Annotated in this window: 27 protein-coding genes and 1 tRNA gene; 16 read left to right on the top strand and 12 right to left on the bottom strand. The window is 64.0% G+C overall.

Annotated elements, in window-relative coordinates:
- Positions 1–77: 77 nt before the first annotated feature.
- The 5 genes from ACLV8F_RS10755 to ACLV8F_RS10735 all read left to right on the top strand — a co-directional run bounded on the left by ACLV8F_RS10755 (position 78) and on the right by ACLV8F_RS10735 (position 4,829).
- The gene (locus ACLV8F_RS10755; RefSeq protein ID WP_411884212.1) at positions 78–587 is read left to right on the top strand and encodes a TRAP transporter small permease; all 510 of its coding nucleotides are present in this window, start codon (positions 78–80) and stop codon (positions 585–587) included.
- Positions 584–1,903, top strand: a complete 1,320-nt coding sequence (locus ACLV8F_RS10750) for a TRAP transporter large permease (RefSeq protein ID WP_411884211.1) — start codon at positions 584–586, stop codon at positions 1,901–1,903. Before ACLV8F_RS10755 ends, ACLV8F_RS10750 begins: the two co-directional genes overlap by 4 nt.
- Before the next feature lie 95 nt (positions 1,904–1,998).
- Positions 1,999–3,051: a TRAP transporter substrate-binding protein gene (locus ACLV8F_RS10745; protein WP_411884210.1), complete on the top strand. Its 1,053-nt coding sequence runs from the start codon at positions 1,999–2,001 to the stop codon at positions 3,049–3,051.
- Between the two features lie 119 nt (positions 3,052–3,170).
- A complete protein-coding gene (locus ACLV8F_RS10740) occupies positions 3,171–3,725 on the top strand; it encodes an NUDIX hydrolase (RefSeq protein ID WP_411884209.1) in 555 nt (184 codons plus the stop codon).
- Positions 3,726–3,851: 126 nt separating this feature from the next.
- Positions 3,852–4,829, top strand: a complete 978-nt coding sequence (locus ACLV8F_RS10735; RefSeq protein ID WP_411884208.1) for a recombination-associated protein RdgC — start codon at positions 3,852–3,854, stop codon at positions 4,827–4,829.
- On the opposite strand, the gene ACLV8F_RS10730 is transcribed toward ACLV8F_RS10735, so the two are convergent.
- Both ACLV8F_RS10730 and ACLV8F_RS10725 read right to left on the bottom strand, forming a co-directional pair.
- Positions 4,826–5,605 (bottom strand): aldolase, encoded by a 780-nt coding sequence (locus ACLV8F_RS10730; protein ID WP_411884207.1) that lies wholly within the window; start codon positions 5,603–5,605, stop codon positions 4,826–4,828. The two genes, ACLV8F_RS10735 and ACLV8F_RS10730, sit on opposite strands and share 4 nt — an antisense overlap.
- A gap of 33 nt (positions 5,606–5,638) precedes the next feature.
- Positions 5,639–6,340 carry a haloacid dehalogenase type II gene (locus ACLV8F_RS10725; protein WP_411884206.1) on the bottom strand — a complete coding sequence of 234 codons (702 nt, stop codon included), beginning with the start codon at positions 6,338–6,340 and terminating at the stop codon, positions 5,639–5,641.
- Between the two features lie 82 nt (positions 6,341–6,422).
- Here ACLV8F_RS10725 and ACLV8F_RS10720 point away from each other — a divergent pair, with 82 nt between their 5' ends.
- The 6 genes from ACLV8F_RS10720 (at position 6,423) to ACLV8F_RS10695 (ending at position 12,261) form a co-directional block, all read left to right on the top strand.
- Positions 6,423–7,313, top strand: coding sequence for a LysR family transcriptional regulator (locus ACLV8F_RS10720; RefSeq protein ID WP_411884205.1), 891 nt, complete (start codon positions 6,423–6,425; stop codon positions 7,311–7,313).
- Between the two features lie 27 nt (positions 7,314–7,340).
- Positions 7,341–8,054 carry an aspartate/glutamate racemase family protein gene (locus ACLV8F_RS10715; RefSeq protein WP_411884204.1) on the top strand — a complete coding sequence of 238 codons (714 nt, stop codon included), beginning with the start codon at positions 7,341–7,343 and terminating at the stop codon, positions 8,052–8,054.
- A 102-nt stretch (positions 8,055–8,156) separates the two neighbouring features.
- Positions 8,157–8,801 carry a TetR/AcrR family transcriptional regulator gene (locus ACLV8F_RS10710; protein ID WP_411884203.1) on the top strand — a complete coding sequence of 215 codons (645 nt, stop codon included), beginning with the start codon at positions 8,157–8,159 and terminating at the stop codon, positions 8,799–8,801.
- A complete protein-coding gene (locus tag ACLV8F_RS10705; RefSeq protein WP_411884202.1) occupies positions 8,798–10,483 on the top strand; it encodes an acyl-CoA dehydrogenase family protein in 1,686 nt (561 codons plus the stop codon). Before ACLV8F_RS10710 ends, ACLV8F_RS10705 begins: the two co-directional genes overlap by 4 nt.
- 21 nt (positions 10,484–10,504) lie before the next feature.
- Positions 10,505–11,347 carry a class II aldolase/adducin family protein gene (locus tag ACLV8F_RS10700; protein WP_411884201.1) on the top strand — a complete coding sequence of 281 codons (843 nt, stop codon included), beginning with the start codon at positions 10,505–10,507 and terminating at the stop codon, positions 11,345–11,347.
- A gap of 2 nt (positions 11,348–11,349) precedes the next feature.
- Entirely contained in the window at positions 11,350–12,261 is a 912-nt protein-coding gene (locus tag ACLV8F_RS10695) for a Rossmann-like and DUF2520 domain-containing protein (protein ID WP_411884200.1), read from the top strand.
- An 18-nt stretch (positions 12,262–12,279) separates the two neighbouring features.
- On the opposite strand, the gene ACLV8F_RS10690 is transcribed toward ACLV8F_RS10695, so the two are convergent.
- Positions 12,280–13,419, bottom strand: coding sequence for a CaiB/BaiF CoA transferase family protein (locus tag ACLV8F_RS10690; RefSeq protein ID WP_411884263.1), 1,140 nt, complete (start codon positions 13,417–13,419; stop codon positions 12,280–12,282).
- Between the two features lie 97 nt (positions 13,420–13,516).
- A complete protein-coding gene (locus tag ACLV8F_RS10685; protein WP_411884199.1) occupies positions 13,517–14,455 on the bottom strand; it encodes a hydroxymethylglutaryl-CoA lyase in 939 nt (312 codons plus the stop codon).
- A 97-nt stretch (positions 14,456–14,552) separates the two neighbouring features.
- Here ACLV8F_RS10685 and ACLV8F_RS10680 point away from each other — a divergent pair, with 97 nt between their 5' ends.
- From ACLV8F_RS10680 to ACLV8F_RS10660, 5 genes are all read left to right on the top strand, one after another.
- Positions 14,553–15,281, top strand: coding sequence for an IclR family transcriptional regulator (locus ACLV8F_RS10680; RefSeq protein ID WP_411884198.1), 729 nt, complete (start codon positions 14,553–14,555; stop codon positions 15,279–15,281).
- A gap of 244 nt (positions 15,282–15,525) precedes the next feature.
- On the top strand, positions 15,526–16,479 hold the full coding sequence (locus tag ACLV8F_RS10675; RefSeq protein ID WP_411884197.1) for a Bug family tripartite tricarboxylate transporter substrate binding protein: 954 nt from the start codon (positions 15,526–15,528) through the stop codon (positions 16,477–16,479).
- A 23-nt stretch (positions 16,480–16,502) separates the two neighbouring features.
- Positions 16,503–17,516: an NADP-dependent oxidoreductase gene (locus ACLV8F_RS10670; protein ID WP_411884196.1), complete on the top strand. Its 1,014-nt coding sequence runs from the start codon at positions 16,503–16,505 to the stop codon at positions 17,514–17,516.
- Positions 17,517–17,586: 70 nt separating this feature from the next.
- Positions 17,587–19,038 (top strand): NAD-dependent succinate-semialdehyde dehydrogenase, encoded by a 1,452-nt coding sequence (locus ACLV8F_RS10665; protein ID WP_411884195.1) that lies wholly within the window; start codon positions 17,587–17,589, stop codon positions 19,036–19,038.
- A gap of 22 nt (positions 19,039–19,060) precedes the next feature.
- Positions 19,061–20,176, top strand: coding sequence for an iron-containing alcohol dehydrogenase (locus ACLV8F_RS10660; RefSeq protein WP_411884194.1), 1,116 nt, complete (start codon positions 19,061–19,063; stop codon positions 20,174–20,176).
- Between the two features lie 199 nt (positions 20,177–20,375).
- Here ACLV8F_RS10660 and ACLV8F_RS10655 read toward each other — a convergent pair.
- The 8 genes from ACLV8F_RS10655 to infC all read right to left on the bottom strand — a co-directional run bounded on the left by ACLV8F_RS10655 (position 20,376) and on the right by infC (position 26,705).
- Positions 20,376–20,452 (bottom strand) — tRNA-Pro (locus ACLV8F_RS10655).
- Between the two features lie 35 nt (positions 20,453–20,487).
- Entirely contained in the window at positions 20,488–20,991 is a 504-nt protein-coding gene (locus ACLV8F_RS10650; RefSeq protein WP_411884193.1) for a MerR family transcriptional regulator, read from the bottom strand.
- 167 nt (positions 20,992–21,158) lie between these two features.
- Entirely contained in the window at positions 21,159–21,494 is a 336-nt protein-coding gene (locus tag ACLV8F_RS10645) for an integration host factor subunit alpha (protein ID WP_411884192.1), read from the bottom strand.
- A gap of 48 nt (positions 21,495–21,542) precedes the next feature.
- Positions 21,543–23,969 carry a phenylalanine--tRNA ligase subunit beta gene (gene pheT, locus ACLV8F_RS10640; RefSeq protein WP_411884191.1) on the bottom strand — a complete coding sequence of 809 codons (2,427 nt, stop codon included), beginning with the start codon at positions 23,967–23,969 and terminating at the stop codon, positions 21,543–21,545.
- Between the two features lie 31 nt (positions 23,970–24,000).
- Positions 24,001–25,065, bottom strand: coding sequence for a phenylalanine--tRNA ligase subunit alpha (pheS, locus tag ACLV8F_RS10635; RefSeq protein ID WP_411884190.1), 1,065 nt, complete (start codon positions 25,063–25,065; stop codon positions 24,001–24,003).
- Positions 25,066–25,250: 185 nt separating this feature from the next.
- Positions 25,251–25,610 carry a 50S ribosomal protein L20 gene (rplT, locus tag ACLV8F_RS10630; protein ID WP_411880982.1) on the bottom strand — a complete coding sequence of 120 codons (360 nt, stop codon included), beginning with the start codon at positions 25,608–25,610 and terminating at the stop codon, positions 25,251–25,253.
- Between the two features lie 25 nt (positions 25,611–25,635).
- Complete coding sequence (rpmI, locus tag ACLV8F_RS10625) at positions 25,636–25,839, bottom strand: 50S ribosomal protein L35 (RefSeq protein ID WP_007870723.1); 204 nt, start codon at positions 25,837–25,839, stop codon at positions 25,636–25,638.
- 260 nt (positions 25,840–26,099) lie between these two features.
- The gene (infC, locus tag ACLV8F_RS10620) at positions 26,100–26,705 is read right to left on the bottom strand and encodes a translation initiation factor IF-3 (RefSeq protein WP_411884262.1); all 606 of its coding nucleotides are present in this window, start codon (positions 26,703–26,705) and stop codon (positions 26,100–26,102) included.
- Positions 26,706–26,770: the final 65 nt, after the last annotated feature.

Genomic DNA, 26,770 nt, shown 5'->3' with positions numbered 1-26,770 from the left:
CAAGCCGCAATTCTGATAATCGGCCCATGCGGCTTGGGGGCGTTCCCGAGACCCGTCCTGCCTTTCGGAGACCCTTCTTGAAAATCCTGCAGTCCCTTGCAAAACTCTGCGCCATTCTGGCGGGCGTGCTGCTCACCGCCATCACCCTGATGACCTGCGCCAGCCTGATAGGCCGCAACCTGCTGGGGGCCACCCTGGTCGGCGACTTTGAACTCACCGGCGTGGTCACCGGCGCGGCCATCGCGCTTTTCATGCCCTTTTGCCAGATCCAGCGCGGCAACATCATCGTGGACTTTTTCACCGCGAAGCTGAGCCAAAAATCCAATGACAGGCTGGACCGCTTCGGCGCGTTCCTGCTGGCCCTGGTGTTCGGCCTGCTGGCCTGGCGCACTGTGCTGGGCGGCCTCAATTCCTACAACACACATTCGGAAACCCAGATCCTGGGCTTTCCGGAATGGACGGTGTATGCCGCCATGGTCCCGCCCTTTGTGCTCACCTGCGTGATCGGTTTTTACCAGACCGTGTTCGGCTTCGGGGATGCCCATGAGCCGCACAATCCGCTGGACGAGCTGGAGGCGCACGTATGAGCTCCATCACGCTGGCCCTGGTCATTTTCGGCATCATGCTGGTCTTCATGGCCGTGCGTGTGCCCATCGCCGTCGCCATGTTCGCCGCGGGCGCCATCGGCTATGTGATGCAGACCGGCTGGGGCCCGTTCTCCAGCTTCCTCAACACCCAGGCCTTCGCGCGCTTTGCCAGCTATGACCTGTCGGTGATTCCGCTGTTCATCCTCATGGGGCATTTCGCGACGCAGGGCGGCATCAGCCGGGCGCTCTTCGGTTTCGCGGCGGGCGTGATGGGCGGCTTCAAGGGCGGGCTGGCCATGGCGTCGGTTCTCGCGTGCGCGGCCTTCGGCGCGATCTGCGGTTCCTCGGTGGCGACGGCCGCAACCATCACCGGTGTGGCGCTGCCCGAGATGAAGCGCCACGGCTATTCGGGCCGTCTCGCCACGGGCACGCTGGCGGCCGGCGGCACGCTGGGCATTTTGATCCCGCCTTCGGTGCCGCTGGTGATCTACGCCATCCTCACCGAGCAGAACATCGCCAAGCTGTTCGCCGCGGCCATGGTGCCGGGCATCATCGCGATGCTGGGCTATATGGTGGCCATCGCCATCTACGTGCGGCTGGTGCCCGGCCAGGCCCCCGAGGTGGACAAAGACAGGCCACCCATGACGCTGGCCTCCCTGCTGGGCATACTGCCCATCGCCGTCATTTTCCTGATCGTGTTCGGCGGCATCTACGGCGGCTGGTTCACACCCACCGAAGGCGCGGCCGTGGGTGCGGCCGCCACCTTTGTGGCCGCCCTGCTCAAGCGCGAGATCACCTGGGCCAAGTTCAAGCTGTGTTTTTATGCCACGGCGGAAAGCTCGGCCATGATCTTCCTGATCTTCATTGGCGCTGACCTGATGAACTCCGCGCTGGCTTTGACCCAGGTGCCCAACCAGCTCGCCGGCGTGGTCGGCGGCTGGGGCCTGTCGCCGCTGATGGTCGTCACGGCCATCCTGCTGTTTTACGTGGTGCTGGGCGCGGTGATGGACGAGCTGTCCATGCTGCTGCTGACCATACCGATCTTTTTCCCCATGGTGATGGGCCTGGACTTCGGCATGAGCAAGGAATCCACCGCGATCTGGTTCGGCATCATGGTGCTGATGACCGTGGGCTTCGGCATGCTGGCGCCGCCGGTGGGCCTGAACGTCTACGTCGTCAACGGCCTGGCCAAGGACGTGCCCATCAGCGAAAGCTACAAGGGCGTCATGCCCTTCCTGATCAGCGACACCATCCGCACCACCCTGCTGCTGCTGTTCCCGGGCATATCGCTGTGGCTGGTGAAGTACATCAGCTAGACCCAGGCTCCTAGGGCTTTCACCGCTTCCCAAACCCACCCGCTTGCCTTAAGTTAGCCATATTGGTTAGCCACATTGTTCACAGGAGACACGCCATGATTCAGCGACGAACCCTTCTTAAAACCGGCGCCGCCGCGGCGCTGGGCGCCCCGGCCCTCTCGGGCCTGGCCCAGCAGGCCGTGACCCTGAAGTTCCACACCTTCATGTCACCCTCGTCCAACGTCTGGCTGGCCATGCACAAGCCCTGGATGGACAAGGTCGAAAAAGAATCCGGCGGGCGCATCAAGTTTGAAGGCTACCCGGCCATGCAGCTGGGCGGCACGCCCGTGCAGCTCTACGACCAGGCCAAGGACGGCGTGGTCGACGTGGTGTGGACCCTGCCCGGCAACACCGCCGGCCGCTTCCCGCGCATCGAGGTGTTTGAGCTGCCCTTCATGATGTCGAACGCCGAAGCCACGTCCAAGGCCTATTGGGAATACGTGCAGACGGTCGCGCCCGATGAATTCAAGGACACCCAGGTGCTGGCGCTGCAGGTGCACGGCCCCGGCGTGATCCACACGGTGGACAAGCCCGTCAAGTCCATCGCCGACATGCGCGGCCTCAAGCTGCGCGCGCCGACGCGCCAGGTGACCAAGCTCATGGGCGTGCTGGGCGCCACGCCGGTCGGCATGCCGCTGCCGCAAATCCCCGACGCGCTGAGCAAGGGCACCATCACCGGCTGCGTGATTCCCTGGGAAGTCGTGCCTTCGGTCAAGGTCAACGAGCTCACCAAGTTCCACGCCGAGTTCGACCCCGCCGGCGGCAGCCTCTACACCACCACCTTTGTGATGGCCATGAACAAGGCCAAGTACAACTCGCTGGCGCCCGACCTCAAGAAGGTCATCGACAACAACTCCGGCATGGCCACCTCGGCCTGGCTGGGCAAGGTGCAGCAGGGCAACGACGTCCCCGGCCGCAAGACCGCCAGCGACCGCGGCAACACGATTTACACCGTGAGCGCCGCCGAAGCCCAGGAATTCCGCCGCAAATCGCGCACGGTGGAAGTCGAGTGGGTGGAAGACATGAACAAGAAGGGCTTCGACGGCAAGAAGCTGCTCGACACGGCGCGCAGCCTGATCGAAAAGCACACCAAGACGACCAAGGCCTGAGTGCCTGCCGCGCTTCGTGCGCACCCCCAAAAAACCGGGCCTGTGCCCGGTTTTTTGATGCCCCGGCCGGTCTGCGCCGGGCGAGCCGCCCCCCGGGGCGAAGCCGCTACACTCATTCGATGCACCGCCTTCCCCTGAAACACTGCCGTGTCTGCGGCACCGCCGTGGCCTACCGGCTGCCGGACGACGGCGACACCAAGGAACGCGCGGTCTGCCCGGCCTGCAACACCGTCCACTATGAAAACCCGCTCAACGTGGTGGGCACCGTGCCCACCTGGGGCGAGGACGGCGCGCAGGTGCTGCTCTGCAAACGCAACATCGAGCCGCGCTGGGGCAAGTGGACCTTGCCCGCCGGCTTCATGGAGCTTGGCGAAACCACTTCCGAAGGCGCGGCCCGCGAGACCGACGAAGAAGCCGGCGCCCGGTTTGAAATGCTGGGGCTCTTCACCGTGATGAACGTGGTGCGCGTCGGGCAGGTCCACCTGTTCTACCGCGCGCGGCTTTTAAGCGACGAGTTCGACCCCGGCCACGAAACCATAGAGGCCCGGCTGTTCACCGAAGCCGAAATCCCCTGGGACGAGATCGCCTTCAAAACGGTCAAGGAAACCCTTGAACATTACTTTGAAGACAGGCGTAAGGGCACCTTCGGCATCCACACGGTGGATATCACATAAACCCCGGCCGCGCGCGCAGCGGTCCCCGGTAGAATTTCCCGCATACCCGCGAATCCTCACAAAGGCCTTCGCTTGCAGCCGGCCCCAGGGCCAGTCTCCCTTCCTCCAACACCCTCCCCGGAATCCATGTTCACTACCGCGATTTTTTTCCGCATTGCCGAAGATTTTGTGTTGCCGCCCCTGGAGGCCCTCGAAGAAATTTTCCAGTCCCACCGTTTTGTGCCCTGCGGCGCGACCGAGCCCGAGTCCAGCGGCTGGGTGCCGCCGCGCGGCAACAAAAGCACCGTGCTGCTCGAAAGCGTGGGCCGCTCCGTGATCGCGCGCCTGTGCACCGAACGCCGGCCCGTACCCTCCTCGGCCGTCAAAGCCGCGGTGGACGAACGCATTGAAAAATACAAGGAAGAGACCGGCCGCGAACGTGTGGGCGCCAAGATCAAGAAAGAGTTCAAGCAGGAAGTCATGCTGGACCTGCTGCCGCGCGCCTTCACCAAGCGATCGACCACCACGCTGTGGATAGACCCGGTGAACAAATTCCTGGTCGTCGATTCCGGCAACCTCACGGGCGCCGACAAGGTCATCAGCTACCTGGTGGAAGCCCTCAGCGAAATCCCCGGCGCCCTGCCGGGCCTGAAGGCCAGCCCCATCCAGACGCAGATGTCGGCCGCTGCCGCGATGTCGCACTGGCTGTCGACGCGCGAAGCGCCCTACAACTTCACCGTCGACCGCGACTGCGAACTCAAGACGCCCGACGACCAGAAGGCGACCGTGCGCTATTCGCGCCACACGCTGGACATCGACGAAGTGGCCCAGCACATCGCCGCGGGCAAAGTGCCCACGCAGTTGGCCATGACCTGGAACGAGCGTGTGTCTTTTGTGCTCACCGAAACCGCTCAGCTCAAAAAACTCAAGCTGCTCGACGTGGTGCTGGACGGCGTGCAGGACAGCGGCAAGGACGACGACGGTTTTGACACCGACGCGGCCATCATCACCGGTGAGCTGGCCTCGCTGATCCCCGACGTGCTGGACGCGCTGGGCGGCGAACTGGGCGATGGCGAAGCCGACGCCGCGCAGCCTGCGTCGGAACCCGCGCCCGAGCCGGCCTAAAGCCGCACGCCGTCTTCCTTCAGAAGGCGGAGCATGCTATCCAGGTGCGCCCGCGCGCTGGCCGGGTCGCCCACCCGCATCTGTTCATAGGCGCGCTGCGCCACCTCGTGGGGAATGCCGCGCAACGGCCGCCCGGTGCTCATGGCCTTGAGCTGGACTTCGGCGGCGCGCTCCAGGTAATAAAGATCGTCCCAGGCTTCGGCAACCGTCGGGCCCGTCACGATCACGCCGTGGTTCTTGAGAAACACCACGTCGGCGTCGCCCAGGGTGGCGCTGATGCGGTCGCCCTCGGAGTTGTCGAGCGCCAGGCCGTTGTAGTGCTCGTCAACGGCGACACGGCCGTAGAACTTCAGGGCAGTCTGGCCCAGCCACAACAGCGGCGGGCCCTCCAGCATGCTGAGCGCGGTGGCGTTGGGCATATGGGTGTGAAAGGCGACGCGGACACGCGGCTGCAGGCGGTGCAGGCGCGCATGGATGAAAAACGCGGTCGCTTCGGGCTGGCCCTCACCGTCCAGCACATTGCCGTCAAAGTCGCAGACCAGCAGGCGCGACGCGGTGATTTCGCGAAAGGCGTAACCGAAGGGGTTCACGAAGAACAGGTCGTCATGGCCCGGCACCAGCGCGGAGAAGTGATTGCAGATGCCTTCTTCAAAACCAAACCTGGCCGCGAGCTGGAAGCAGGCGGCAAGCTCCATGCGGGTTTGCCGGACGGCGTCGGAAGACAGGTCAACACGCCTGCCTTTCGCCGGCGCGGCTACTGAGAGGGTATGGGCCATCTGAAAATCTCCTTCGTGTTTACCCGTTAGCGTTTACCAGCCGAGCTTCTGGAACAGGCCCGGCACTTCATCCAGCCTGGACAGTGTTGCATCGGGCGTGTAGTCCGGCAAGGGGGCCCTGACGCTGCGGTCTATCCACACGCAGCGAAAACCCATGTCGCGCGCCGCCGCATGGTCGAGATGGGGACTTGCGCAGATGTGCACGACGTCGTCCTTGCCCACGCCCAGTTCGGCATGGGCATAGTCGAACAGGCGCCTTGCCGGCTTGTAAGCGCCGGCCTGCTGGGCCGTGATGACGCGGTCTATCGTTCCGCCCAGCTGCGCCACGTTGCCGGCAATGATGTCGTCGTCGGTGTTGGACACGATGCACAGCTTGAAGCCGAGCGCCTTCAAACGCTCAAGCGTGCCGACGACCTCGGGAAACGGCGGCATTGCGCCTATGCCGTCGGTCAGGATGCGGCCGTCTTCCGCGTCGCTGGGCAAGCCCAGTGCCTGCAGCGCCATTCGGAGCGACTGGTCGGACACCTCGCGAAACGAGCGGTGCGGCTTTTCCTGTTCGAGCTGGTGCTCATAGCGGTCATGCAAAGCGATCAGGCTGGCCGGCGCGACGTCGGGCGCGCCCTTGAGCCGCAGGATTTTCTGGACCGCCGCCCGCAGGCCTTCATCCCACTGAATCAAGGTGCCGTAACAGTCAAAGGTCAGCCAGTCCGGCTTGGGTGTGTTTTCAAGTGCCATGCCGCAGACTGTGCAACTCCCACCAGATATTTGCAAATTAAATTATCATTTAGATATCAGTTGATTTACGAATAAGCCTCTCATGCTGGATCTCGAACTCCTCAAAACCCTGGTCTGCGTCGTTGATGAAGGCAGCTTCACGCGCGCCGCCGAACGCGTGCACCGCACCCAGTCCACCGTCAGCCAGCAAATCAACAAGCTGGAAGAAAACGTCGGCCGCGCGCTGCTGGTCCGCGACCGGACCGGCAAGCGCATCAGCCCCACCGAGCATGGCGAGATCCTCGCGGCCTATGCGCGCCGCCTGCTGGCCATCGCGCAGGAGGCCGAGGACGTCCTGTCGGCGCCCACGGCATTGACGCCAGTCCGTGTGGGCGTGCCCGAAGACTTCAATGCGCAGCGGATGTCGGCGATGCTGTCGGACTTCCTGGCCATCCACCCGGGCGTGCGGCTGGAGACCGTCAGCGGCATGAGCACCGACCTGCACCACAAGCTGCAGCAGGGCGAGATCGACATCGCCTTGGTCAAACGCGAACCCGGCAGCGCGGAGTGCATCGCGTCGTGGCCTGAATCCCTCGTATGGGTCGCCGGCAAGGCCGCGATGCACGGCGAACAAGAAAAAGAAGAGGTGCCGCTGGCGGTGTTTCCGCAAGGCTGCGTCTACCGGCAACGCGCCATCCGGGCGCTGGACAAGATCGGCAAACGCTGGCGCGTGGTGTTCGGCAGCCACAGCCTCACCGGCATCCAGGCCGCCGTCGCCTCGGGACTGGGCATCACCGTGCTGCCCACGACGGCGGTCCTGCCGGAGCATCGCGCGCTGGGCGAGGCTGACGGCTTCCCCCCGCTTCCGCCCACCGAGCTGGCCTTGATCTCGTCGCCCGGAACTCCCAATACAGCCCAACGCCATCTGATTGAATTTCTGGTGAACTCCATCAACAAGCCTGCTGCGAAACCGGCAATCGGGCTTGCCCGTTAACGTAAATCACAACGACTTATGAACACCATGCCCAAACCCCAGCACATCGGCATCGTCGGCTGCTCCGCGGAAGGCGCGGCGCTTTGCTACCAGACCATTTGCAGCGAAGGCGCAAAACGCCTGGGCCCGCACACCCATCCAGAGGTGTCCATGCACACGCCCTCGCTCTCCGACTACATGGCCTGCATTTACCGCGACGACTGGCGTGGCGTCGGCGACCTCATGCTGGCATCGGCCCACAAGCTCGCGGCGGCGGGCGCCGATTTCCTGGTCTGCCCCGACAACACCATTCACCAGGCGTTTGACTATGTGCTGGAGCGCTCGCCCCTGCCCTGGCTGCACATCGCGGAAGTCGTGGCCGAAGAAGCCGCGCAGCGCGGCTACAAGCGCATCGGCATCACCGGCACACGCTGGCTGGTGGGCAGCGAGGTCTACCCGGAAAAATTCAACGCGCGCGGGCTGGACTACCTGCGCCCTACCGACATCGAACGCGACGAGGTCAACCGCATCATCATGGACGAGCTTGTGTACGGCGTCTTCACGCCCCAGGCGGTCGCGTATTTCCAGCAGGTCATGGCACGCATGAAAAGCGAAGGCTGCGATGCCGTCGTGCTGGGCTGCACCGAAATCCCGCTGATCATGAGTGATGCGAATTCACCCCTGCCGACGCTGGACTCGACACGCCTGCTGGCGCGGGCCGCGCTTGGTCGCGCGGTGCGGGGCGCTACGCCCCCGGCCTGACCCAGCGTCTCCGTTTCGCCGGGCCGTTGCGCTTGCCACGGGCCGAGATTTGGCCTAATATGAATTTCAATTCACTTTTAATGAATTCCAATTCACAAACCCATGCCAGCAGCAAACCACCGTATCGAACGGCTCCAGGCCACCAAAACCGCCATCCTGGAGGCGGCCCGTGACGCAGTCGCCCTGAGCGGCTGGAAGGACGCGCAGATTGCCCTGATCGCCGCCAAGGCCGGCGTGGCCACCGGCAGCGTTTACCGCTACTTTGATTCCAAGGCCGACCTGTACGCGCAGGTGCTCGCGCTGGTCTCGCAGCGCGAGGTCGACGTGGTCCGGGAGATCGTCGACTCCGAAGGGCCGGCCGCGCAGCGCCTGGTCGACGCAATCTACAGCTTCTCGTTGCGGGCCATGCGCGGGCGCCGGCTGGCCTACGCCCTGATCGCCGAACCCTGCGAGCCCGAGATCGACATGGCGCGCCTGCAATACCGCGCGGCGTTGAGCGACCAGATCGCGCGGCTGGTGGTGCAAGGCATTGCCAGCGGCGAGTTCATCGAGGTGGACCCCGGCGTGGCGGCCTCGTGCGTGACGGGCGCCTTCATGGAGGCGCTGGTGGGGCCGTTGGCGCCCGAAGCTGTGCCTGATTCGGACTCGGCCAAATCCATCGCCCAGACCACGGCCAGCCTGTCGGCGCGCATGCTGTTTCGCCATGCGGCGCCCAAGCTCAAATTGATTTCGAAGGATGCGCCATGAACAAACCTTATGAGCCGCCTTTCACGGCGCGGCCTTCCCCAACGGCGGCAACGCATGAGGTCCTGAACCAGGCCGCCCCGGCCACCGGCTTCAACGCCTTCGAAGGCGACGAGGCCTTGCGCGGCCTTGTGATGAAAATCGCGCCCTGGGCCGCCGGCAAATGCAGTGCACTCGGTGCACTGGCCGGCGACGAAGCCCTGCAGGACGCCGCGCGCCTGGCCAATGAATTCGAGCCGCAGCTGCGCACCCATGACCGCTTCGGCCAGCGCATCGACTGGGTGGAGTTCCACCCGGCCTGGCACCAATTGATGGCCGCGGCCTTCGGCCATGAGGTGCACAGCCTGGCCTGGACCACGGAGAACGGGAATGGCCACTTTGCGCGCGCCGCCTTGAGCTACCTGTGGAACCAGGTCGAGAACGGCGTGGGCTGCCCGACCGGCATGGCGTATGCGGCGGTGGCGGGTTTCACCGGCAAAGCACCCTTCGAGAAATGGCGGCGCATGACCCTGGCGGCGGACTACGACCCGCGCCGCCTGCCGCTTGAGCAAAAACGCGCCGCGGTGATCGGCTACGCCATGACCGAAAAACAGGGCGGCTCCGACCTGCGGCAGACGCAAACCACGGCCGAATTCGCAGGCAGCGGCGCGGACGGCGACATTTACAGCATCACCGGCCACAAGTGGTTCTGCTCGGTCCCGGTGGCCGACGGCTTCTACACGCTGGCGCAAACCCGCTCGGGTGTGAGCTGCCTGTTTGTCCCTCGCTTCCGGCCGGATGGAAGCCTGAACAATTTCTTCATCCAGCGGCTCAAGGACAAATGCGGCAACCGCTCCAACGCCTCCAGCGAGATCGAGTACCGCGACACCTGGTCCATGCTGGTGGGCGAAGAAGGACGCGGCATACGCGAAATCCTTTCGCATGCGCATTTGACGCGGCTGGACTTCGCGGTGGGCTCAGCCGGGCTGATGCGCCAGGCCCTGACGCTGGCGCTGAACCACGCGCAGACACGCACGGCCTTCGGCAAGCCCATGGCCGAGCTGCCCATGCAGTGCAACGTACTGGCCGACCTGGCGATCGACAGCGAGGCAGCCATGCTGGGTGCACTGCGTGTGGCGCGCGCGGCGGACGGCATGGAAACGAACGAGCATGAACGCCTGCTCTCGCGCGTGGCGACGCCGGCCATGAAATTCTGGAACTGCCAGCGCGCACCGGCCTTTGTGTATGAATGCGTGCAGGCCCATGGCGGCAACGGTTTCATCATGGAGAACCCGGTGGCCCGGCTGTACCGCGAGGCGCCGCTCAATTCAATCTGGGAAGGCACCTCCAACATGATGTGCATGGACGTGCTGCGCGCCATGGACAAGGACGGCCGCTGCCGCGACGCCCTCGTCGAAGAGCTGCGGCTGCACCGGGGCGCGAATGCCGCTTACGACCGTTTCACCGACGACCTCGCCGGGCGCCTGGCCCTCGCCTACCCGCACGACGGCCACGCGCGCATGCTGGTCACACGCATCGCGCTGGCCTTGCAAGCCGGTGAAATGCTGGCGCACGTCACGCCGGACGCCGCGGAGCTTTTCATCGAATCACGCCTGGCAGGCGGCGGCATGCATGTGTTCGGCGCCCTGCCCGATTCGCAGGCCCTGCCCGCCATCGTGCGGCGGGCCGCCGTGGTGAGGCACTGAGTTAGCCGCCAGCGAGCCACCATGACTGCCGTGCTCACGCTCCCCGAGGCCGAACTTCGCGGTCATGTGAGCGACGTGGAATGGGCGACGCGCGTCGAACTCGCGGCCTGCTACCGCCTGCTCGCCGTTTACGGCATGACGGACCTGATCTACAACCACATCAGCGCGCGTATCCCGGGCAGCGAAGGGCAGTACCTGATCAACCCCTACGGCATGCTGTATGAGGAGATCACGGCTTCCAGCCTGGTGAAGATCGACGTGCAGGGCAACACCCTGCTGCAGCCCGACCATGGCTACAGCGTCAACGTCGCGGGTTTTTACCTGCACGCGCCCATCCATGTGGCACGGCCTGACGTGCAATGCATCATCCACACGCACACCCGGGCCGGCACGGCGGTCAGCGCGCTCAGCGAGGGATTGCTGCCGCTGTCGCAGACCGCGATGCGGTTTTACGGGCGCGTGGCGTATCACGACTTCGAAGGCCCGGCGATCGACGGCGACGAGTGCGGCCGCGTGGTGGGCGACCTGGGCCCGCACAACGTCCTTATCCTGCGCAATCATGGCTTGCTGGTGTGCGGCGCCGGCATCGCGCAGGCCTTCAACACCATGTACTGGCTTGAAAACGCCTGCCGCATCCAGGTGGACATCCTGGGATGCAACCGGGCCATCCACCACCCGGGGGCATCGGCTATCGCCAACACGGTCAGCTGCTTTTCGGGCGAAGAGATCACACTCGCCAACGAGGCGCAGACCAACCCTGTGTTGAACCCTTCCGCGCAAGTGCGGCACGGCGGCTACGGCAGCCTGGAGTGGCCCGCGCTGCTGCGCAAGCTGGATCGCCTCGACGCGTCTTACAAGGACTGACCATGCGCAGCAAGGACAGCACCATGGGTTTTATCGGCTGCGGCCGGGTGGGCAGGACGCTGGCCCGCGCCCTGGCGAATGCCGGCTACCGCGTTTCGGCGGCCTGGACACGCGACCCGGCAGCCCTGCAACGATTCACGGACGAAGTGCCCGGCGTGATCCCGTGCCAAGCGGCGCAGGAGGTCGTCGAGCTCTGCGACTTTGTCTGGATCACGGTGGCCGATGATGCGATTGAAGCCGTCGCACAATCACTCCAGTGGTCGCCGCACCACCGCGTCGTGCATTGCAGCGGCGCCACCGGACTGTCGGCATTGGAAAAAGCCGGACACGACGGCGCCCGGACCGGCGGCTTTCATCCTCTGCAGATGTTCGCCAACCCCGAGGTTGCCTTGCGCGGCCTGCCGGGCTGCACCGTCGGCATCGCGGCGGATGGCGGCTTCGCGGCGGAGCTCGGCGAGATCGCCACACGACTCGGCTGCGTGCCCTTTCAGGTGCCCGAGGGCAGCCGGGCGCTGTACCACGCGTCAGCCTATTACGTGGGGCCTTTCCTGATCGCGCTGCTGCGCGAGGCGTCCCTGCTCTGGAAGTCCTTTGGCGGCACCGAGCAGCAAACGCTGGATGCCTTGCTGCCGCTGCTGGCCGGCACCGTCGCCGCCGTGAAAGACGCGGGGCTGGCCAAGGGCATGGGCGGCTGCGTGGCGCGTGGCGACGTGGGCACGGTCGGCAAGCACCTGGATGCGCTGCACGAACTCTCCACCGATGCGCAAGCGCTCTACCGCGACCTTGCGCTGCGCACCCTGCCTATGGGGCTGGAACGCGGGACGCTGAACAAGGATGCCGCCGCGCGCATTCATTCGGTGCTGCGTGAAGCGCCGGCATCGCGCAAGGCACACCGGGTGAAGGCTTATCTGTGAGCGTGAGCCTGGTTCAGGTTAACGCGCAATATCTTGAGCCTGGAACGCCGCAATCGCCTCGTCGCCATAGCCCAACTCCGCCAGCAAATCCCGCGTGTGCTCGCCCAGCCGCGGCGGGCTCATGCGGATGCCCGGGCGTTCGCCGCCCAGGGTCAGGGGCATCAGCACCGTGGGTGCCGTCGTGCCGGCCCGGGGGCCATCGCTCAGTGTGATGGGCGCGAGACCGCCGGTGGCGATAAGGTGCGGGTCATCAAACAGGTCTTGCGGCCGCGTGATGGGCGCGAAGGGCAAGCCGTTGGCCTCGAACACGGCGCTCAGTTCGGCTGCGTCGCGGTCGGCCAGGTGCGAGCGCAGCAGGGGCATCAGCCATTCGCGCGCGCGCACACGATCATTGTTGGTGGCCAGGCGCGGGTCGGCACGGAGTTCGGCCAAACCAAAGGCTTCGCAGAAGACGGCCCATTGCGTGTCGCTGACGACCGCCAGGAAAACCTGCGCGCCGCCCTTGACGGTGAACACATCGTAAATGCCCCAGGCTGAAATCCGGCTGGGCATGGGCGCGGCCGGCTGGCCGGTCACTGCGAACTGCATCATGTGCTGGGCCACCAGGAAGACATTGTTTTCAAACAGCGCGGCTTGCACTTCCTGGCCTTCGCCGGTTTTTTCCCGGGCGGCCAGGGCGGCCATGGCGCCGATGGCGCCGAACATGCCGCCCATGATGTCGTTGACGCTGGTGCCGGCGCGCAGCGGATCACCGGCGCGGCCCGTCATGTACGCCAGGCCGCCCATCATCTGCACCACCTCGTCCAGCGCGGTGCGGTGGTCGTAGGGGCCGGGCAAAAAACCCTTGTGGCTCACGTAGATCAGGCGCTTGTTGAGCCTGGACAGCGTGGCATGGTCCAGGCCCAGTTTTTTCATGGTGCCGGGCTTGAAGTTTTCGCTCACGATATCGGCAGTGGCGATCAGCTTGAGCGCGAGTTCGCGGCCCTCGGGCTTTTGCAGGTCCAGCGCAATGCTCTTCTTATTGCGGTTGAACATCGGGAAAAAACCCGAGCCCGAACCGATCAGCCTGCGGGTGTTGTCACCGGCCAGTGGCTCAATCTTGATGACCTCGGCGCCCAGGTCGGCCAGCAGCATGCCGCAGGTCGGCCCCATCACCATGTGCGTGAACTCCACCACCCGGATGCCGGCGTAGGGCAAGGGTTTCGGCGGAGTTGCGCCTTGGGCCTGTTCTTCGGAACCGCTCGATTTCACCGCTTCAGACATTCATGTTTCCTTGTACAAATCCTTTGGGCAGGCCCGCTTCCGGTGTCATGCCATAGACCGGCTCGCCCGGCAGCCCGGCCATCAGCGGCAAACGCGCCGCCATGAGTTTTTCAAGGTCGACGCCGGTGCTGACGCCCATGGCTTCAAACATGAACACCAGGTCTTCCGTGACGACGTTGCCGGACGCGCCCGGCGCATAAGGGCAGCCGCCCAGGCCGCCCAGCGACGCATCGAAAGTGCGCACGCCTTCTTCGTACGCAGCCAGGCAGTTGGCCAGGCCCAAGCCGCGCGTATTGTGCATGTGGGCCGCGCCGGCATGGCCGCCGATCTCGGCGCGCAGGCGCCTGAACAGGCGCCGCACCTGCGCCGGGTTGGCGTAACCGACGGTGTCGGACAGGCCCGATTCGTCGGCACCGGCTTCAATGCACTGGGCCGCCAGCCGGATGACTTCGTCCTCGGGCACCTTGCCCTGCAGCGTGCAGCCGAAGGCGGTCGAGATGCCGGCTTCCAGCCTGACATGCGGCGCCATGGCGCGGCGCAGGTCCGAGATGGCGCGCACTTCTTCGACCATTTCTTCCCGCGTCTTGCGCACGTTGGCCAGTGAATGCGCCGCGCTGGCCGACACCGGCACGGTGAGCTTGTGAACGCCGGCGGCCAGTGCCGCTTCGGCGCCGCGGCGGTTGGGCACCAGCGCCATGACGGTCAGCCCCGGCAATGTGAGGGCGTGGCGCACGACCTCCGCCGCGTCGGCCATTTGCGGCAAAAGCTTCGCCGGCACGAAGGAGGCTACTTCAATCTCGCGCAGGCCCGCGTCATAAAGCGCGGTGATCCAGCGCATCTTGTCGGCGGTGGGCATCGTCGCCTTGACCGACTGCAAGCCGTCGCGGGGGCCGACCTCGCTGACCAGGATGGAATTATCGGATGAATTCATATTTTTAGAATAATGTTCTTTCTGTCAGAATGATCGTTCGACAACCCGAAATTGTCAAGTTCGGGGCGTTTTTCCACCGCCTGAAAGAGGTTTATCCATGCCGCGCAAAGCCCAGACCGAATCCATTGCCGACGCCGACGCGGCACCCGGCGGCGCTGCCGCGGTAGACCGCGCGCTGTCGCTGCTGGCGGCCTTTCGCCAAGGCGACAAGTCACTCACCTTGTCAACATTGGCCGAGCGCACCCTGCTCTACAAAAGCACCGTGCTGCGCCTGCTTGCATCGCTGGAGCACGGCGGCATCGTGCAGCGCCTGGAGGACGGCCGCTACACACTCGGCCCCGAGATTGCCCGCCTGCACGCGGTGTATGCGTCCTCGTTTTCACTTGACAGGGTGATGCTGCCCGCCCTGCGCGAACTGGTCAGCCTGACGGAGGAAAGCGCGGCCTATCACGTGCGGCAGGGTAATGCCCGGCTCTGCCTTTACCGCGTGGATTCGCCGCATCCGGTGCGCGACCACATCAAGGCAGGCGACGTATTGCCTGCCGACCGCGGCACCGGCGCGCGGGTGCTCAATGCCTTTGGCGCACCGGCCCTGCGCGCGGGCACGGAAGCCGAGCAGACGCTGTACAACCGGATTCGCCACCAGGGCTACCACGCAGCCACCGGGGACCGCCTGGCGGAAGTCGCGGGCATCTCCGCCCCGGTGTTCAAGGCGGACGGCACGCTGGGCGGCGCGCTGACGTTGACCATGCCAAAAAGCCGCTATGACGAAAAACATATCCAGGCAGTGCTGGCTGTGGCCTCGGGCCTGAAAGGTCGGGTCTGACCCCAAAGTCCGTCAGGGCCGTGAGACGACCTCCCCAGGTTGAGAGATGCGCAGTCAGGCATCCGCACCCGTGCAGCCCCTCTTGACAGGCGTTAATGCCTGGATAGAATTATAGAACTATGTTCCGTAAGATAGAACAATAATTTTCGATTCAACAAATAACTGGAGACAAGACATGGATTCATTCAAGCCAACAAAGCCAACACCCCCCACTTTTTTGTTGGGCCGCCGCCAACTGTTGGGCATGACGGGCATCGCACTGTCGGCGCCTTTTGCCGCTTCCCGCGTTTTTGCCCAGGGCGACTGGCCGGCCCGCGCGGTGAAGTTCGTCGTGCCCTTCTCGGCCGGCGGCGCCGCCGACACCGCGGCGCGTGCCGTGGGCACCAAGGTCGGCGACATCCTGGCGCAGTCCATCATCATTGACAACCGCACGGGCGGCAACGCGGTTGTCGCGGCCAATGCCGTGCTCGGCGCGCCGAAAGACGGCTACACCTTCATCTGGGACGCCGCCAACCAGCTCACCAACCCCATGCTGGTCAAGGACCTGCCCTTCAATTACCAGAAGGCATTCGTACCCATCACCATGGCCGTGAAGGTGTCGCAAGCCCTGGTCGTTCGCAATGACTTTCCGGCAAAGACGGTCGAAGAATTCCTTGACTACGTCCGTTCCCATCCCGGCGCGGTGTCCTGCGGCACGCCGCCTTCCGGCGCAATGGGCCACCTCGCGCTGGCGCTGTTGCAGCAGCGCGCCAACGTCAAGCTGATCCACACGCCTTACCGCGGCGGGGCCGATGCGGCCCGCGACCTGATGGGCGGGCAGATCGACTCGGCACTGATCACGACGTCCACCGCGCGCGGCGCGGTGTCGGCAGGCAAGGCGCGCATCCTGGCGCTGACCAGCGCCCAGCGAAACCCGGCCTATCCCGATGTACCGACGCTGGCCGAGCGCGGCTTTCCCAAATACGACATGGACGACTGGTTTGCGCTGTTTGCCGCCGCCGGAACGCCGCAAGCCATCATCACGCGCCTGCAGCAGGCCGTGGCGCAGGCCGCGCGCGATCCGGGCCTGACCACCATCCTCGCGCCGCTGGGCGCCGTGGCGGTGGCCAGCACACCGCAAGAGTTCGCAAGCTTTCTGGCCCAGCAACGCGAGGTGCTCGAAAAAGTCATCCGCGAAGCCAACATCACACTCGGTTAAAAAGCAGGATTCCCCAAAAAGCCATGACGCTTCCAGATACCAACCGCCAGATTATTTTCGCCAGGCGTCCCAACGGCGTTCCCACGCCGGACTGCTTTGCGCTGGTCACCACACCCATACCGTCGGTGGGCCCGGCTCAGGCGCTGATCCGCAACGACTTCCTGTCGGTGGACCCGTACATCCGCATGCGGATGGAAGAAAAGGACTCGTACGCGCCCGTGATGGCCATCGGCGAGACGCTCGTGGGCCGCACCGTGGGCCAGGTCGTCGACAGCCGGATTGACGGTTTCGCGGCGGGCGACTGGGTGGTTGGCCGGCTGGGCTGGCAGGACTACAGCGCGGCGAAAGCCGCCGACCTTCAGAAGATTGACCTGGCAGCGGCGCCGGCCACCGCCTACCTGGGTGCGCTGGGCTCCACCGGCATCACCGCCTGGGTCGGCCTGATGACCTTCGGCCGTCCGCAAGCGGGTGAAACGGTGCTGGTGTCGGCCGCGTCCGGCGCGGTCGGCAGCGTGGTCGGGCAGCTTGCCAGGCTCCAGGGTTGCCGCGCGGTCGGTATTGCCGGCGGTGCGTCCAAATGCGCGCTGGTCAAGGATGAGTTCGGCTTTGACGACTGCATCGACTACAAGTCCCCCACCTTTGTCGAGGACCTGGCCCGGGCCGTGCCTGAAGGCGTGGACGTGTACTTTGACAACGTCGGCGGCCCGATCCTGGACGCCGTGTTGCCGCGGCTCAACAACTTCGCGCGCATTCCGCTGTGCGGCCTGGTGTCGCAGTACAACGCGACCGAGCCTTACGGCGTGAAGCACCTGCGCGAGGTCTTCAACCGGCGCGTGACCCTGCGCGGTTTTGTGCTGTCGGACCACAAGGACTTGTGGCCTGCCGCCACGGCGGCGCTGGCCAACGCCTATGGCGCCGGACGGCTGAAATACCGCGAGACCATCACCGACGGACTCGAGAACGCTCCGCAGGCCTTTATCGACATGCTGGGCGGCTCCAACATCGGCAAACAACTGGTGCGACTGCGAGCGGCCTGAGCCTGGCCTCGCGCGCGCTCTTTCTCTCGCTCTCTTTCTCTCTCGACTCATCCAACCCTGACGGGATCCCATGGAACAAGCGTTTTCAATCATCAGCGGCAAGCGCTGGTCCAGCCCCGGCCTGCGCACGGCAAACGTGCTCAATCCGGCCAACGAAGAAATCATCGGGACGGTCGAGCTGATCGATCCGGCCGGCCTGGACCAGGCGCTGGCCGCGGCCGCCCGCGGATTCACCGTGTGGAAAAACACCTCGGCCTATGACCGCGCCACGGTCATGCGCAAGGCCGTCGCCCTCATCCGTTCACGCAAGGACGAGATTGCCCGTGTCATGACGCTTGAACAAGGCAAACCGCTGGCCGAGTCGCTCGGCGAAGTGGCCGCCAGCGCGGACAACATCGAGTGGATGGCCGAAGAGTGCACACGCGCGTACGGCCGGCTGCTGGTGCCGCGCACCCCGGGCGTCAACCAGCTGGTGCGCCGCGAGCCGATCGGGCCGGTTGCCAGCTTTTGCCCCTGGAACTTCCCCGCGCTGACGCCGGCCCGCAAGATCGCGGGCGCGCTCGCCGCTGGCTGTTCACTGATCCTCAAGCCGGCCGAAGAGACCCCGCTGACGGCAGCCCTCATCGTGCAGGCATTCCATGAAGCCGGTGTTCCGCCGGATGTGCTGAGCCTTGTCTACGGCGAACCCCGCCAGGTGTCCGCGCACCTGATTGCATCGCCCATCATCCGCAAGATTTCCTTTACCGGCTCCACGCCGGTCGGCAAGCTGCTGCTGACGCTGGCTGCGCAGGGCGTGAAACGCGCCACCATGGAACTCGGGGGCCATGCGCCGGTGGTGGTGTTTGACGATGTGGATCCTGTCAAGACCGCACAGCAGGCAGTGGCCGCCAAGTTCCGCAATGCGGGCCAGGTCTGCACCAGCCCCACGCGCTTTTATGTGCAGGCAGGCATCTACCCGCAATTCGTCAAGGCCTTCGCGGAAGCAGCGCGCGCACTGCGTGTGGGTGACGGCATGGACGCCACCGTGCAGATGGGCCCGCTGGCCAACAGCCGGCGCCTTGATGCCATGGCAGCCATCACGGCTGATGCGCTGGCCGCAGGCGCCAGGCTTGAATGCGGCGGCGAGCGCATCGGCAGCCGCGGGTATTTCTTTGCGCCCACCGTGTTCTCCGATGTGCCTGAAAGCGCCCGCATCATGCAGGACGAACCCTTCGGCCCGATCGCGCCCATCGCACCGTTCAACACGCTGGAAGAAGTTGCAGAACGCGTGAACGGCCTGCCTTTTGGCCTGGCGGCCTATGCGATGACATGCTCGCTGGCCCGCGCCACCGCCATCAGCGAGTTGCTGGAAGCCGGCATGGTCGGCATCAACCACTACACCGTGTCCACACCGGCATCGCCTTTCGGCGGCGTCAAGGAAAGCGGATACGGCTCTGAAGGCGGCACCGAAGGGCTGGACGCTTACCTGGTGACCAAGTCTGTCACCCAGCGCTCATCCGGCGCCGACCTTGGCCCGCTTTGAAACCTTTTCCTGCATCCTTTAAATGACCACACTTCTATTCGGCACAGCCGTGCAATTCGGCCACGGTTTTCGGCGCACCCTGCCGGCCGAACTGGCCAAGGCCCGCGTCAAAAAACCGCTGTTCGTGACGGACAAGGGCGTGCGCGCCGCAGGCGTATTCGCCAAGGCGGTGGAGGCTGTCGCGAATGCGGCCGGCCTGCCGGTTTTTGATGACGTGCCGCCCAACCCCACCGAAGCGGCAGCGGCAGCCGGCGCCGCCCTCTACCGGGCAGCCGGCTGCGACGGCGTGGTGGGCATAGGCGGCGGCGCGGCGCTGGACCTGGCAAAGGCCATAGCCATCCTTGCAAGCAATGCGCCGCCCCTATGGAACTACTGCAACCGGCATGCCGCGCCGCAAACCATCGTCAATGCGCCGCCGCTGATCCTGATGCCCACGACCTCAGGCACAGGCAGCGAAGTCGGCCGCTCGGCGGTGATCATTTTCGACAACGGCATCAAGGCCGGCGTGCGCTGCCCGGAAATCATCACCGCCGCCATCTGCGACCCTGAACTGACGCTGGGCCTGCCCGCCAGCATCACGGCCACCACCGGCATGGACGCGCTGTCGCATTGCATCGAAACCTTTTGCTCTCCGGTGGTCAACCCGCCCGCCGATGCGATTGCGCTGGATGGCATGCAACGCATCTTCGCCAACCTGGAACGCGCGTTTGCCACCGGCAGCGACGCCGAAGCCCGCTGGAACATGATGATGGGTTCGCTCGAAGGCGCACTGTGCTTCCAGAAGGGCATGGGTGCGGTGCATGCGCTATCGCACCCGCTGGGCGCGCTGGGCCACCACCACGGCACGCTGAACGCCATCCTGTTGCCGCATGTGCTGGCCTACAACGTCGAGGCGCTGGGCCGCAAGGCCGATCAGATTCGCCGCCAGGCCGACCTGCCCGCGGGAGCTGACGTGGCCGAAGCCGTGGGCGCCCTGGTATCGCGGCTGGGCATCCCGACCAGACTGAGCGAACTGGGCCTGAGCTGGCAGCAACTTGAAAACATTCCAGGGGCGGCGATGGAAGACAACGCCCACAAGACCAACCCCAGGCCGATGAAACAGGCGGACTACGAAACGCTGCTGCAGTCCGCCTTCTGAACGGGCTGCGCAGTGGATGCGCCCGGAGTCAGGGCCGCATCGCTTCTGGCGCAGAGCGGCCAGGTTCTTTGCACGGTATCTGCTGACGATCGTGGGCTTGTCACTGGATTTCAGTGTGCGCCCCGGACATCCATTGCCCTGCCGCCCCAATGAAAAAGGGCGTCCGGTTTATTCAAACGGACGCCCTTGGACATTCATATGGTCGGTGTGAAAGGATTCGAACCTTCGACCCCTTGCACCCCATGCAAGTGCGCTACCAGGCTGCGCCACACACCGACAAGCCTCAGATTATAGCCTGCCGCGATGCTCTCTCAGAGGTTGTTTCCAAGGAGATCGCGGATTTCGAACAACTCGCGGCGCACGAGCAGCAATCTTTGCTGCGCGGCGGTGCCGGTGGGCAAGTCAGATCCCTCACTGTCTTCGAAATCGGAGTGGTCCCTCGAGTCCTCAAAATCGTCGAGTACTGAATCACCGCCCTCAAGCAGCGACTCACCGCCTTCGAGCACCTCAACGCCCTCGAGCATGACCTCGCCGTTGCGGCGCTTGTCGCGTTCGATCTGGACGATTTCCTGGAGTTTGTTGCGCGCGCCGCTGATGGTGAAACCCTGGTCATAGAGCAGGTCGCGGATGCGGCGGATCATGAGCACCTCATGGTGCTGGTAATAGCGGCGGTTGCCGCGTCTTTTCATCGGGCGCAGCTGCGTAAACTCCTGCTCCCAATAACGGAGCACATGAGGTTTGACGCCGCACAAATCACTGACTTCACCGATAGTGAAATAGCGTTTCGCCGGAATGGGTGGAAGGGTTTTCTCCAATTAAATCAATGCGCTAAGGAGGAAACCTCCAAATCTACTCTAAGTAGAAAGTTAGCGCAAAGAGTTGCTGGGGTTTTTTGAAATGTGTTGTTACGTCACACAAATGACGCCCCGTTACCAAACCGCTTTCGCGGTGTAATAAAAAAGGGCTCTTTAGCGAAAATCCGCTAGCTGCTCTGTTCAGCCGCGTTTTCACCCTGGATCTGGTCTTTGAGCTTGTGGCTGGCGTGGAAGGTGACCACGCGGCGGGCCTGGATGGGAATGGCTTCGCCGGTACGGGGATTTCGGCCGGGGCGTGGCGCCTTGGTGCGGATCTGGAAATTACCAAAACCGGAAATTTTTACATCATTGCCGTCGACCAGGCTGTCTGAAATCAGGTCAAAAAACGCGTCGATCATGTCTTTCGATTCGCGTTTGTTGAGCCCGATCTGTTCAAACAGCAATTCGGCGAGGTGCGCTTTGGTCAGCGCCGGGGTTTCCAGGCTTTCTACAGAAAATTCCATGCGGCAGTGCTCCTGGCGTTTTTATTTTGGGAAGTTTTCGTGGAAGCTTCAGGCACGCAAACGTGCCCCGAGCTGACCTTGCAGATTCGCGAGAACCGCCTGAACGGCCGCCTCAATCTCCTCGTCAGTCAGTGTAGCGGCGCCACTGGAAAGCACCAAGCGCACGGCCAGGCTTTTTTCACCCATTTGCATGCTGGCGCTGGCCTGCTGCGGCCGGTAGACGTCGAACAATGTGGCGCCCTTGAGCAAGCCTTGCGTGGCCGCGCCATGGATCGCTGCCATCAAGGCGGCGTGGGTGGTGCTTTCCGGCACGATGACGGCGATGTCGCGCTCCACGGGCTGGAGCTTGCTCACCGGCTTGAATTCGGGCACCGGGCGCTGCAGCACCGCGTCGAGTTCCAGCTCAAACAGCACAGGCGCTTGGGCCAGGTCATAGCCCTGGCGCCACTGCGGATGCAGCTCGCCCACAAAGCCGATGGCCTTGCCGCCCACAGACACGCTGGCGCAGCGGCCGGGGTGCATGGCGGGATGCGCCGCAGGTGCGAAGACCGCCTGAAGCGGTGCCAGCAAAGCCTCAACGTCGCCTTTGATGTCGAAGAAATCCACCGCCTTGTCAGGCTGGCTCCAGTTCAGGGCTGCCCGCGGGCCGTAGGCCAGGCCTGCCACGCGCATGGGCTGGTTGAAGCCGGCAACGGTGGTGTCGGTGTTCTGGACCTCGGCGTCGCGCAGAAAAACACGGCCCAACTCAAACACGTTCACGCGCGGAGCCTTGCGGTCCAGGTTGAACTTCAGCACCTGCAGCAGCGAACCGAGCAAGGAGGAGCGCATGACGCTCATCTGGCTCGCAATCGGGTTGAGCAGCTTGATGGGATTCGGGTTGCCGGCGAGTTCATGCTCCCAGCGCTCTTCCACAAAACTGAAATTGATGGTCTCCTGGTAGCCCAGCGCGGCCAGCGCGCGGCGCACGGCAAACGGGCTGCGCTCGGCTTCGACGCGCAAGCTGGCGGTGATGGGTGCCAGCGGCGGGGTGTCGGGCAGTTGCTGGTAGCCCACCATGCGCACGACTTCTTCGATGAGGTCTTCCTCAATTTGCAGGTCGAAGCGATAGCTGGGCGGCACGACCGTGAGCGTGCCCTCACCCTGCTCCACCGGCAAACCCAGGCGCTGGAGCGCGCCCAGGCACTGCGCCTGCGTGAGCGGCATGCCGATCACTTTGGCGGCGCGCGCCACGCGCAAAGTGACGGGCGTTGCCTTGGGCACATTGACCTGCTGGTCGTCCATCGGGCCGCACGCGGTGTCCGGCGTGCCGCAGATGTCGATGATCAGCTGGGTGATGCGCTCGATGTGTTCCACGGTCTGGCCGGGATCGACGCCGCGCTCGAAGCGGTGGCCCGCGTCGGTCGAGAAGTTGTAGCGGCGCGAGCGGCCGGCGATGGCTTTGGGCCACCAGAAAGCGGCTTCGACATAGACGTGCCTGGTGTCGTCCGACACGGCGGTTGCGTCGCCGCCCATGATGCCTGCCAGCGACTCGACCTGCGCGTCGTCGGCGATGACGCCGACTTTTTCGTCGACCGTCACGGTGTTGCCGTTGAGCAGCTTGAGCGTTTCGCCGGGCTTGCCCCAGCGGACATCGAGCCCGCCGTGGATTTTGTCGAGATCAAAGATGTGCGAGGGACGGCCCAGCTCGAACATCACGTAGTTGGAAATGTCCACCAGCGCTGTCACACTGCGCTGGCCGCAGCGGGCCAGGCGGTCCACCATCCATTGCGGCGTGGCGGCTTTGGTGTTGACGTTGCGCACCACGCGGCCCGAAAAGCGGCCGCACAGGTCGGGCGCACTGATCTTCACGGGCAATTTGGTGGCATCGCTTGCAGCCACAGTCGGGAAGGCCGGGGCCTTAAGCGGCGCGCCCGTGAGTGCGGCGACTTCGCGCGCGACGCCGTAGACGCTCAGGCAATGCGCGAGGTTGGGCGTGAGCTTGAGGGTAAACAAGGTGTCGTCAAGCCGCAGGTGCTCGCGGATGTCCTGGCCCAGCGGCGCGTCGGCGGCCAGTTCGAGCAGGCCGCCGTGGTCTTCGGAGAGCTTGAGTTCGCGCGCCGAACACAGCATGCCCTGGCTTTCCACGCCACGCAGCTTGCCGACCTTGATGAGGAAAGGCTTGCCATCCTCGCCGGGCGGCAACTCGGCGCCGACCAGGGCACAGGGCACCTTGATGCCGACGCGCGCATTGGGTGCACCGCAAACGATGTTGAGCAGGCTGCCCTGTCCCACATCGACCTGGCAGACGCGCAGGCGGTCGGCGTCAGGGTGCGGGACGGCTTCCTTGATTTCACCGACGACGATTTTCGTGAAGGGCGGCGCCACCGGCTTAAGTTCTTCGACCTCCAGGCCGGCCATGGTGAGGGTGTCGGCAAGTTGCTGGGTGCCAATAGTCGGGTTGCAGAATTCGCGCAACCAGGATTCTGGGAATTGCATGGTGATACCTTGTTGTTCTTGTTCTTCTGGCTTATGACTGGAACTGCGACAGGAAGCGGATGTCGCCGTCGAAGAACAGGCGCAGGTCGTTGACGCCATAGCGCAGCATGGTCAGCCGGTCAGGGCCCATGCCGAAGGCAAAGCCTATGTATTTTTCAGGGTCCAAGCCCATGTTGCGCACCACGTTCGGGTGCACCTGGCCTGAGCCGGCCACTTCCAGCCAGCGGCCGGCAAGCGGGCCGGTCTGGAACTGGATGTCAATCTCGGCGCTGGGCTCTGTGAAGGGGAAAAAACTGGGCCGGAAACGCAGCACCAGGTCGTCGCTTTCAAAGAAGGTGCGGCAGAAGTCGGTGAAGACAAACTTGAGGTCCTTGAAGCTCACGTTCTCGCCTATCCAAAGGCCTTCGCACTGGTGGAACATGGGCGAATGCGTGGCATCGCTGTCGACGCGGTAGGTACGGCCCGGCGCGATGACGCGGATCTCGGGCATGCGGCCGCCGGCATCGATGAGCGCGCGGTGCTTCTTGACATGCTGGACCGCATAGCGGATCTGCATGGGGCTGGTGTGGGTGCGCAGCAGGTTGGGTGCAGCCTCGCTGCCGCCTTCAACGTAGAAGGTGTCGTGCATCGAGCGCGCGGGATGGTCTTCCGGCGTGTTGAGCGCCGTGAAGTTGAACCAGTCGGTTTCAATCTCGGGGCCCTGGGCCACGTCGAAACCCATGGAGCCGAAAATGCCTTCAATGCGCTCCAGCGTCAACGACACGGGGTGCAGGCCGCCCTGCGTGCGCTGGCGGCCGGGCAGGCTCACGTCGAGCGCTTCGGCTTTCAGTTGCTTTTGCAATTCGGCATCGGCCAGCGCCTGGCGGCGCTCATTCAGCGCGGCTTCGATGGCCTGCTTGGCCAGGTTGATGGCGGCGCCGCGCGATTTTTTCTCTTCGACGCTGAGGGCCGCCATGCCCTTCATCAATTCGGTGACGCGGCCGGCCTTGCCCAGGAACTGCGCCTTGGCGTTTTCCAGATCGGCGGGCGTATTGGCCTGCGCAAAACTGGCCTGGGCGCTGCTGACCAGTTCTTGGAGGGCATCAAGTTGAGTCATGTGTTCTCTTGTTCGAAATACAAAACAGCGAAGGCGCTTTCGGCAGCACTCCCACCATACGGGTGAGCCGTGAGCACTGCGGAAAGGGCCATGAAAAAGGGCCAGAGCCTTTTCAAGCTCCAGCCCTTATTTTCTTGCGTCGGCAGTTATTGATTGGATAGTGTCAACACCGCCTGGCCTGAAAATCAGGCGGCCAGCTTGGCTTTCACCTGGTCAACGATAGCGCCGAAAGCGGCGCTGTCATGGATGGCCATGTCGGACAGAACCTTGCGGTCGATCTCGATGCCGGCTTTCTTCAGACCGTTGGCAAACTGGCTGTAGGTGAGGCCGAACGAACGGCTTGCAGCATTGATACGGGCGATCCACAGGCGGCGGAACACGCGTTTCTTGGTACGGCGGTCACGGTAGGCATATTGCCCAGCCTTCATTACCGCTTCTTTGGCGATACGGAAAACATTACCGCGGCGGCCGCGGAAACCTTTTGCAAGGGCTAAAACTTTTTTGTGGCGGGCGCGAGCCGTTACACCACGTTTGACGCGAGGCATGTGTGTACTCCTTGTTCGTCTTTAATTAAATGCCCTGGCCTGGGAGCATCTGTGCCATGTGACCCATATTGGTCTCATGAACAGTCACCGCACCACGCAGATGGCGTTTGTTTTTGGTGGTCTTCTTGGTCAGGATGTGACGTTTGAAGGCTTGGCCGCGCTTGACGGTACCACCCGGACGAACGCGGAAACGCTTTTTAGCGCCGCTCTTGGTCTTCATTTTGGGCATGTGAATGCTCCTTTTCATTTGTGCTCGTGAGGCGCTGCGAACCTTCCGCAGACTTGATGGCCCCGAGCCACTTGTAGCGGCGAGGTATCACCCTTGCCACTGCCGGCGACGCCTTGCGGCATTCGCTGGTCGCGACGGGTTTGACCCCGTCACTTTCGGAAGAAAGGCTAGTTGCCTCCCCTCGCTGGAAAATGCATTGCAGCATCCTCCTTAACGACCTGCCGGATAACTCCGGCAAGCCAATATTCTTTTAACTACCCTCAGGCCGCAGCCGAAGGGACCGGTGCCACCGCAGTTTCCGCTGCCGGCTTGGCACCGGGTTTCTTGCGGCCCGGCGCGATCATCATGACCATCTGCCTGCCTTCAAGCTTGGGGAACTGCTCCACCACAATCAAATCCGCCAACTCGTCGCGAATACGCGCCAGCAGGGCCAAACCCAGTTCCTGGTGCGTGATTTCGCGGCCACGAAAGCGCAAGGTAATCTTGCACTTGTCGCCTTCTTCCAAAAAGCGCTTGATGTTGCGCAATTTGATGTTGTAGTCCCCATCGTCAGTGCCGGGCCGGAATTTGACTTCCTTGATCTCGATCACTTTTTGCTTGGACTTCGCTTCCGCCGCCTTTTTCTGCTCGGCGTACTTGAACTTGCCGTAATCCATCAACCTGCACACCGGGGGAACCGCTGTGGGGGAGATTTCAACAAGGTCCACGTCGGCCTCACCTGCCAGGCGCAAGGCCTCCGTGATGCTGACAATGCCCAAAGGCTCGTTGTCCGGCCCGCTCAGACGTACTTCGGGGGCCATGATTTCACGGTTCAAGCGGTGCTTGCGTTCTTCACGGTGACGGCGGTCACGAAATTCAGTAGCGATGGTGCTGTCCTTTAACTCTTGCTATAAAAGCTATAGCGGCTTGCGCCCGTCCTACAGGGACGAGA

Source organism: Polaromonas sp. YR568, from assembly GCF_943369675.1.
Classification (GTDB): Bacteria; Pseudomonadota; Gammaproteobacteria; order Burkholderiales; family Burkholderiaceae_C; genus Polaromonas.
Note: the sequence above shows the minus strand (reverse complement) of the source record. Positions and strands in the feature narration are given on the sequence as shown.

Bases quoted from the DNA above. Each gene is read 5' to 3' on its own strand.
- ACLV8F_RS10735 (WP_411884208.1), top strand. From the start codon at position 3,852: ATGTTCACTACCGCGATTTTTTTCCGCATTGCCGAAGATTTTGTGTTG.
- rpmI (WP_007870723.1), bottom strand. From the start codon at position 25,839: ATGCCCAAAATGAAGACCAAGAGCGGCGCTAAAAAGCGTTTCCGCGTT.
- ACLV8F_RS10675 (WP_411884197.1), top strand. From the start codon at position 15,526: ATGACGGGCATCGCACTGTCGGCGCCTTTTGCCGCTTCCCGCGTTTTT.
- ACLV8F_RS10710 (WP_411884203.1), top strand. From the start codon at position 8,157: ATGCCAGCAGCAAACCACCGTATCGAACGGCTCCAGGCCACCAAAACC.
- pheS (WP_411884190.1), bottom strand. From the start codon at position 25,065: ATGACTCAACTTGATGCCCTCCAAGAACTGGTCAGCAGCGCCCAGGCC.
- ACLV8F_RS10660 (WP_411884194.1), top strand. From the start codon at position 19,061: ATGACCACACTTCTATTCGGCACAGCCGTGCAATTCGGCCACGGTTTT.
- ACLV8F_RS10750 (WP_411884211.1), top strand. From the start codon at position 584: ATGAGCTCCATCACGCTGGCCCTGGTCATTTTCGGCATCATGCTGGTC.
- ACLV8F_RS10695 (WP_411884200.1), top strand. From the start codon at position 11,350: ATGCGCAGCAAGGACAGCACCATGGGTTTTATCGGCTGCGGCCGGGTG.
- rplT (WP_411880982.1), bottom strand. From the start codon at position 25,610: ATGCCTCGCGTCAAACGTGGTGTAACGGCTCGCGCCCGCCACAAAAAA.
- ACLV8F_RS10705 (WP_411884202.1), top strand. From the start codon at position 8,798: ATGAACAAACCTTATGAGCCGCCTTTCACGGCGCGGCCTTCCCCAACG.
- ACLV8F_RS10720 (WP_411884205.1), top strand. From the start codon at position 6,423: ATGCTGGATCTCGAACTCCTCAAAACCCTGGTCTGCGTCGTTGATGAA.
- ACLV8F_RS10670 (WP_411884196.1), top strand. From the start codon at position 16,503: ATGACGCTTCCAGATACCAACCGCCAGATTATTTTCGCCAGGCGTCCC.
- ACLV8F_RS10680 (WP_411884198.1), top strand. From the start codon at position 14,553: ATGCCGCGCAAAGCCCAGACCGAATCCATTGCCGACGCCGACGCGGCA.
- pheT (WP_411884191.1), bottom strand. From the start codon at position 23,969: ATGCAATTCCCAGAATCCTGGTTGCGCGAATTCTGCAACCCGACTATT.
- ACLV8F_RS10645 (WP_411884192.1), bottom strand. From the start codon at position 21,494: ATGGAATTTTCTGTAGAAAGCCTGGAAACCCCGGCGCTGACCAAAGCG.
- ACLV8F_RS10690 (WP_411884263.1), bottom strand. From the start codon at position 13,419: ATGGTGATGGGGCCGACCTGCGGCATGCTGCTGGCCGACCTGGGCGCC.
- ACLV8F_RS10730 (WP_411884207.1), bottom strand. From the start codon at position 5,605: ATGGCCCATACCCTCTCAGTAGCCGCGCCGGCGAAAGGCAGGCGTGTT.
- ACLV8F_RS10715 (WP_411884204.1), top strand. From the start codon at position 7,341: ATGCCCAAACCCCAGCACATCGGCATCGTCGGCTGCTCCGCGGAAGGC.
- ACLV8F_RS10700 (WP_411884201.1), top strand. From the start codon at position 10,505: ATGACTGCCGTGCTCACGCTCCCCGAGGCCGAACTTCGCGGTCATGTG.
- ACLV8F_RS10665 (WP_411884195.1), top strand. From the start codon at position 17,587: ATGGAACAAGCGTTTTCAATCATCAGCGGCAAGCGCTGGTCCAGCCCC.
- ACLV8F_RS10725 (WP_411884206.1), bottom strand. From the start codon at position 6,340: ATGGCACTTGAAAACACACCCAAGCCGGACTGGCTGACCTTTGACTGT.
- ACLV8F_RS10740 (WP_411884209.1), top strand. From the start codon at position 3,171: ATGCACCGCCTTCCCCTGAAACACTGCCGTGTCTGCGGCACCGCCGTG.
- ACLV8F_RS10745 (WP_411884210.1), top strand. From the start codon at position 1,999: ATGATTCAGCGACGAACCCTTCTTAAAACCGGCGCCGCCGCGGCGCTG.
- ACLV8F_RS10685 (WP_411884199.1), bottom strand. From the start codon at position 14,455: ATGAATTCATCCGATAATTCCATCCTGGTCAGCGAGGTCGGCCCCCGC.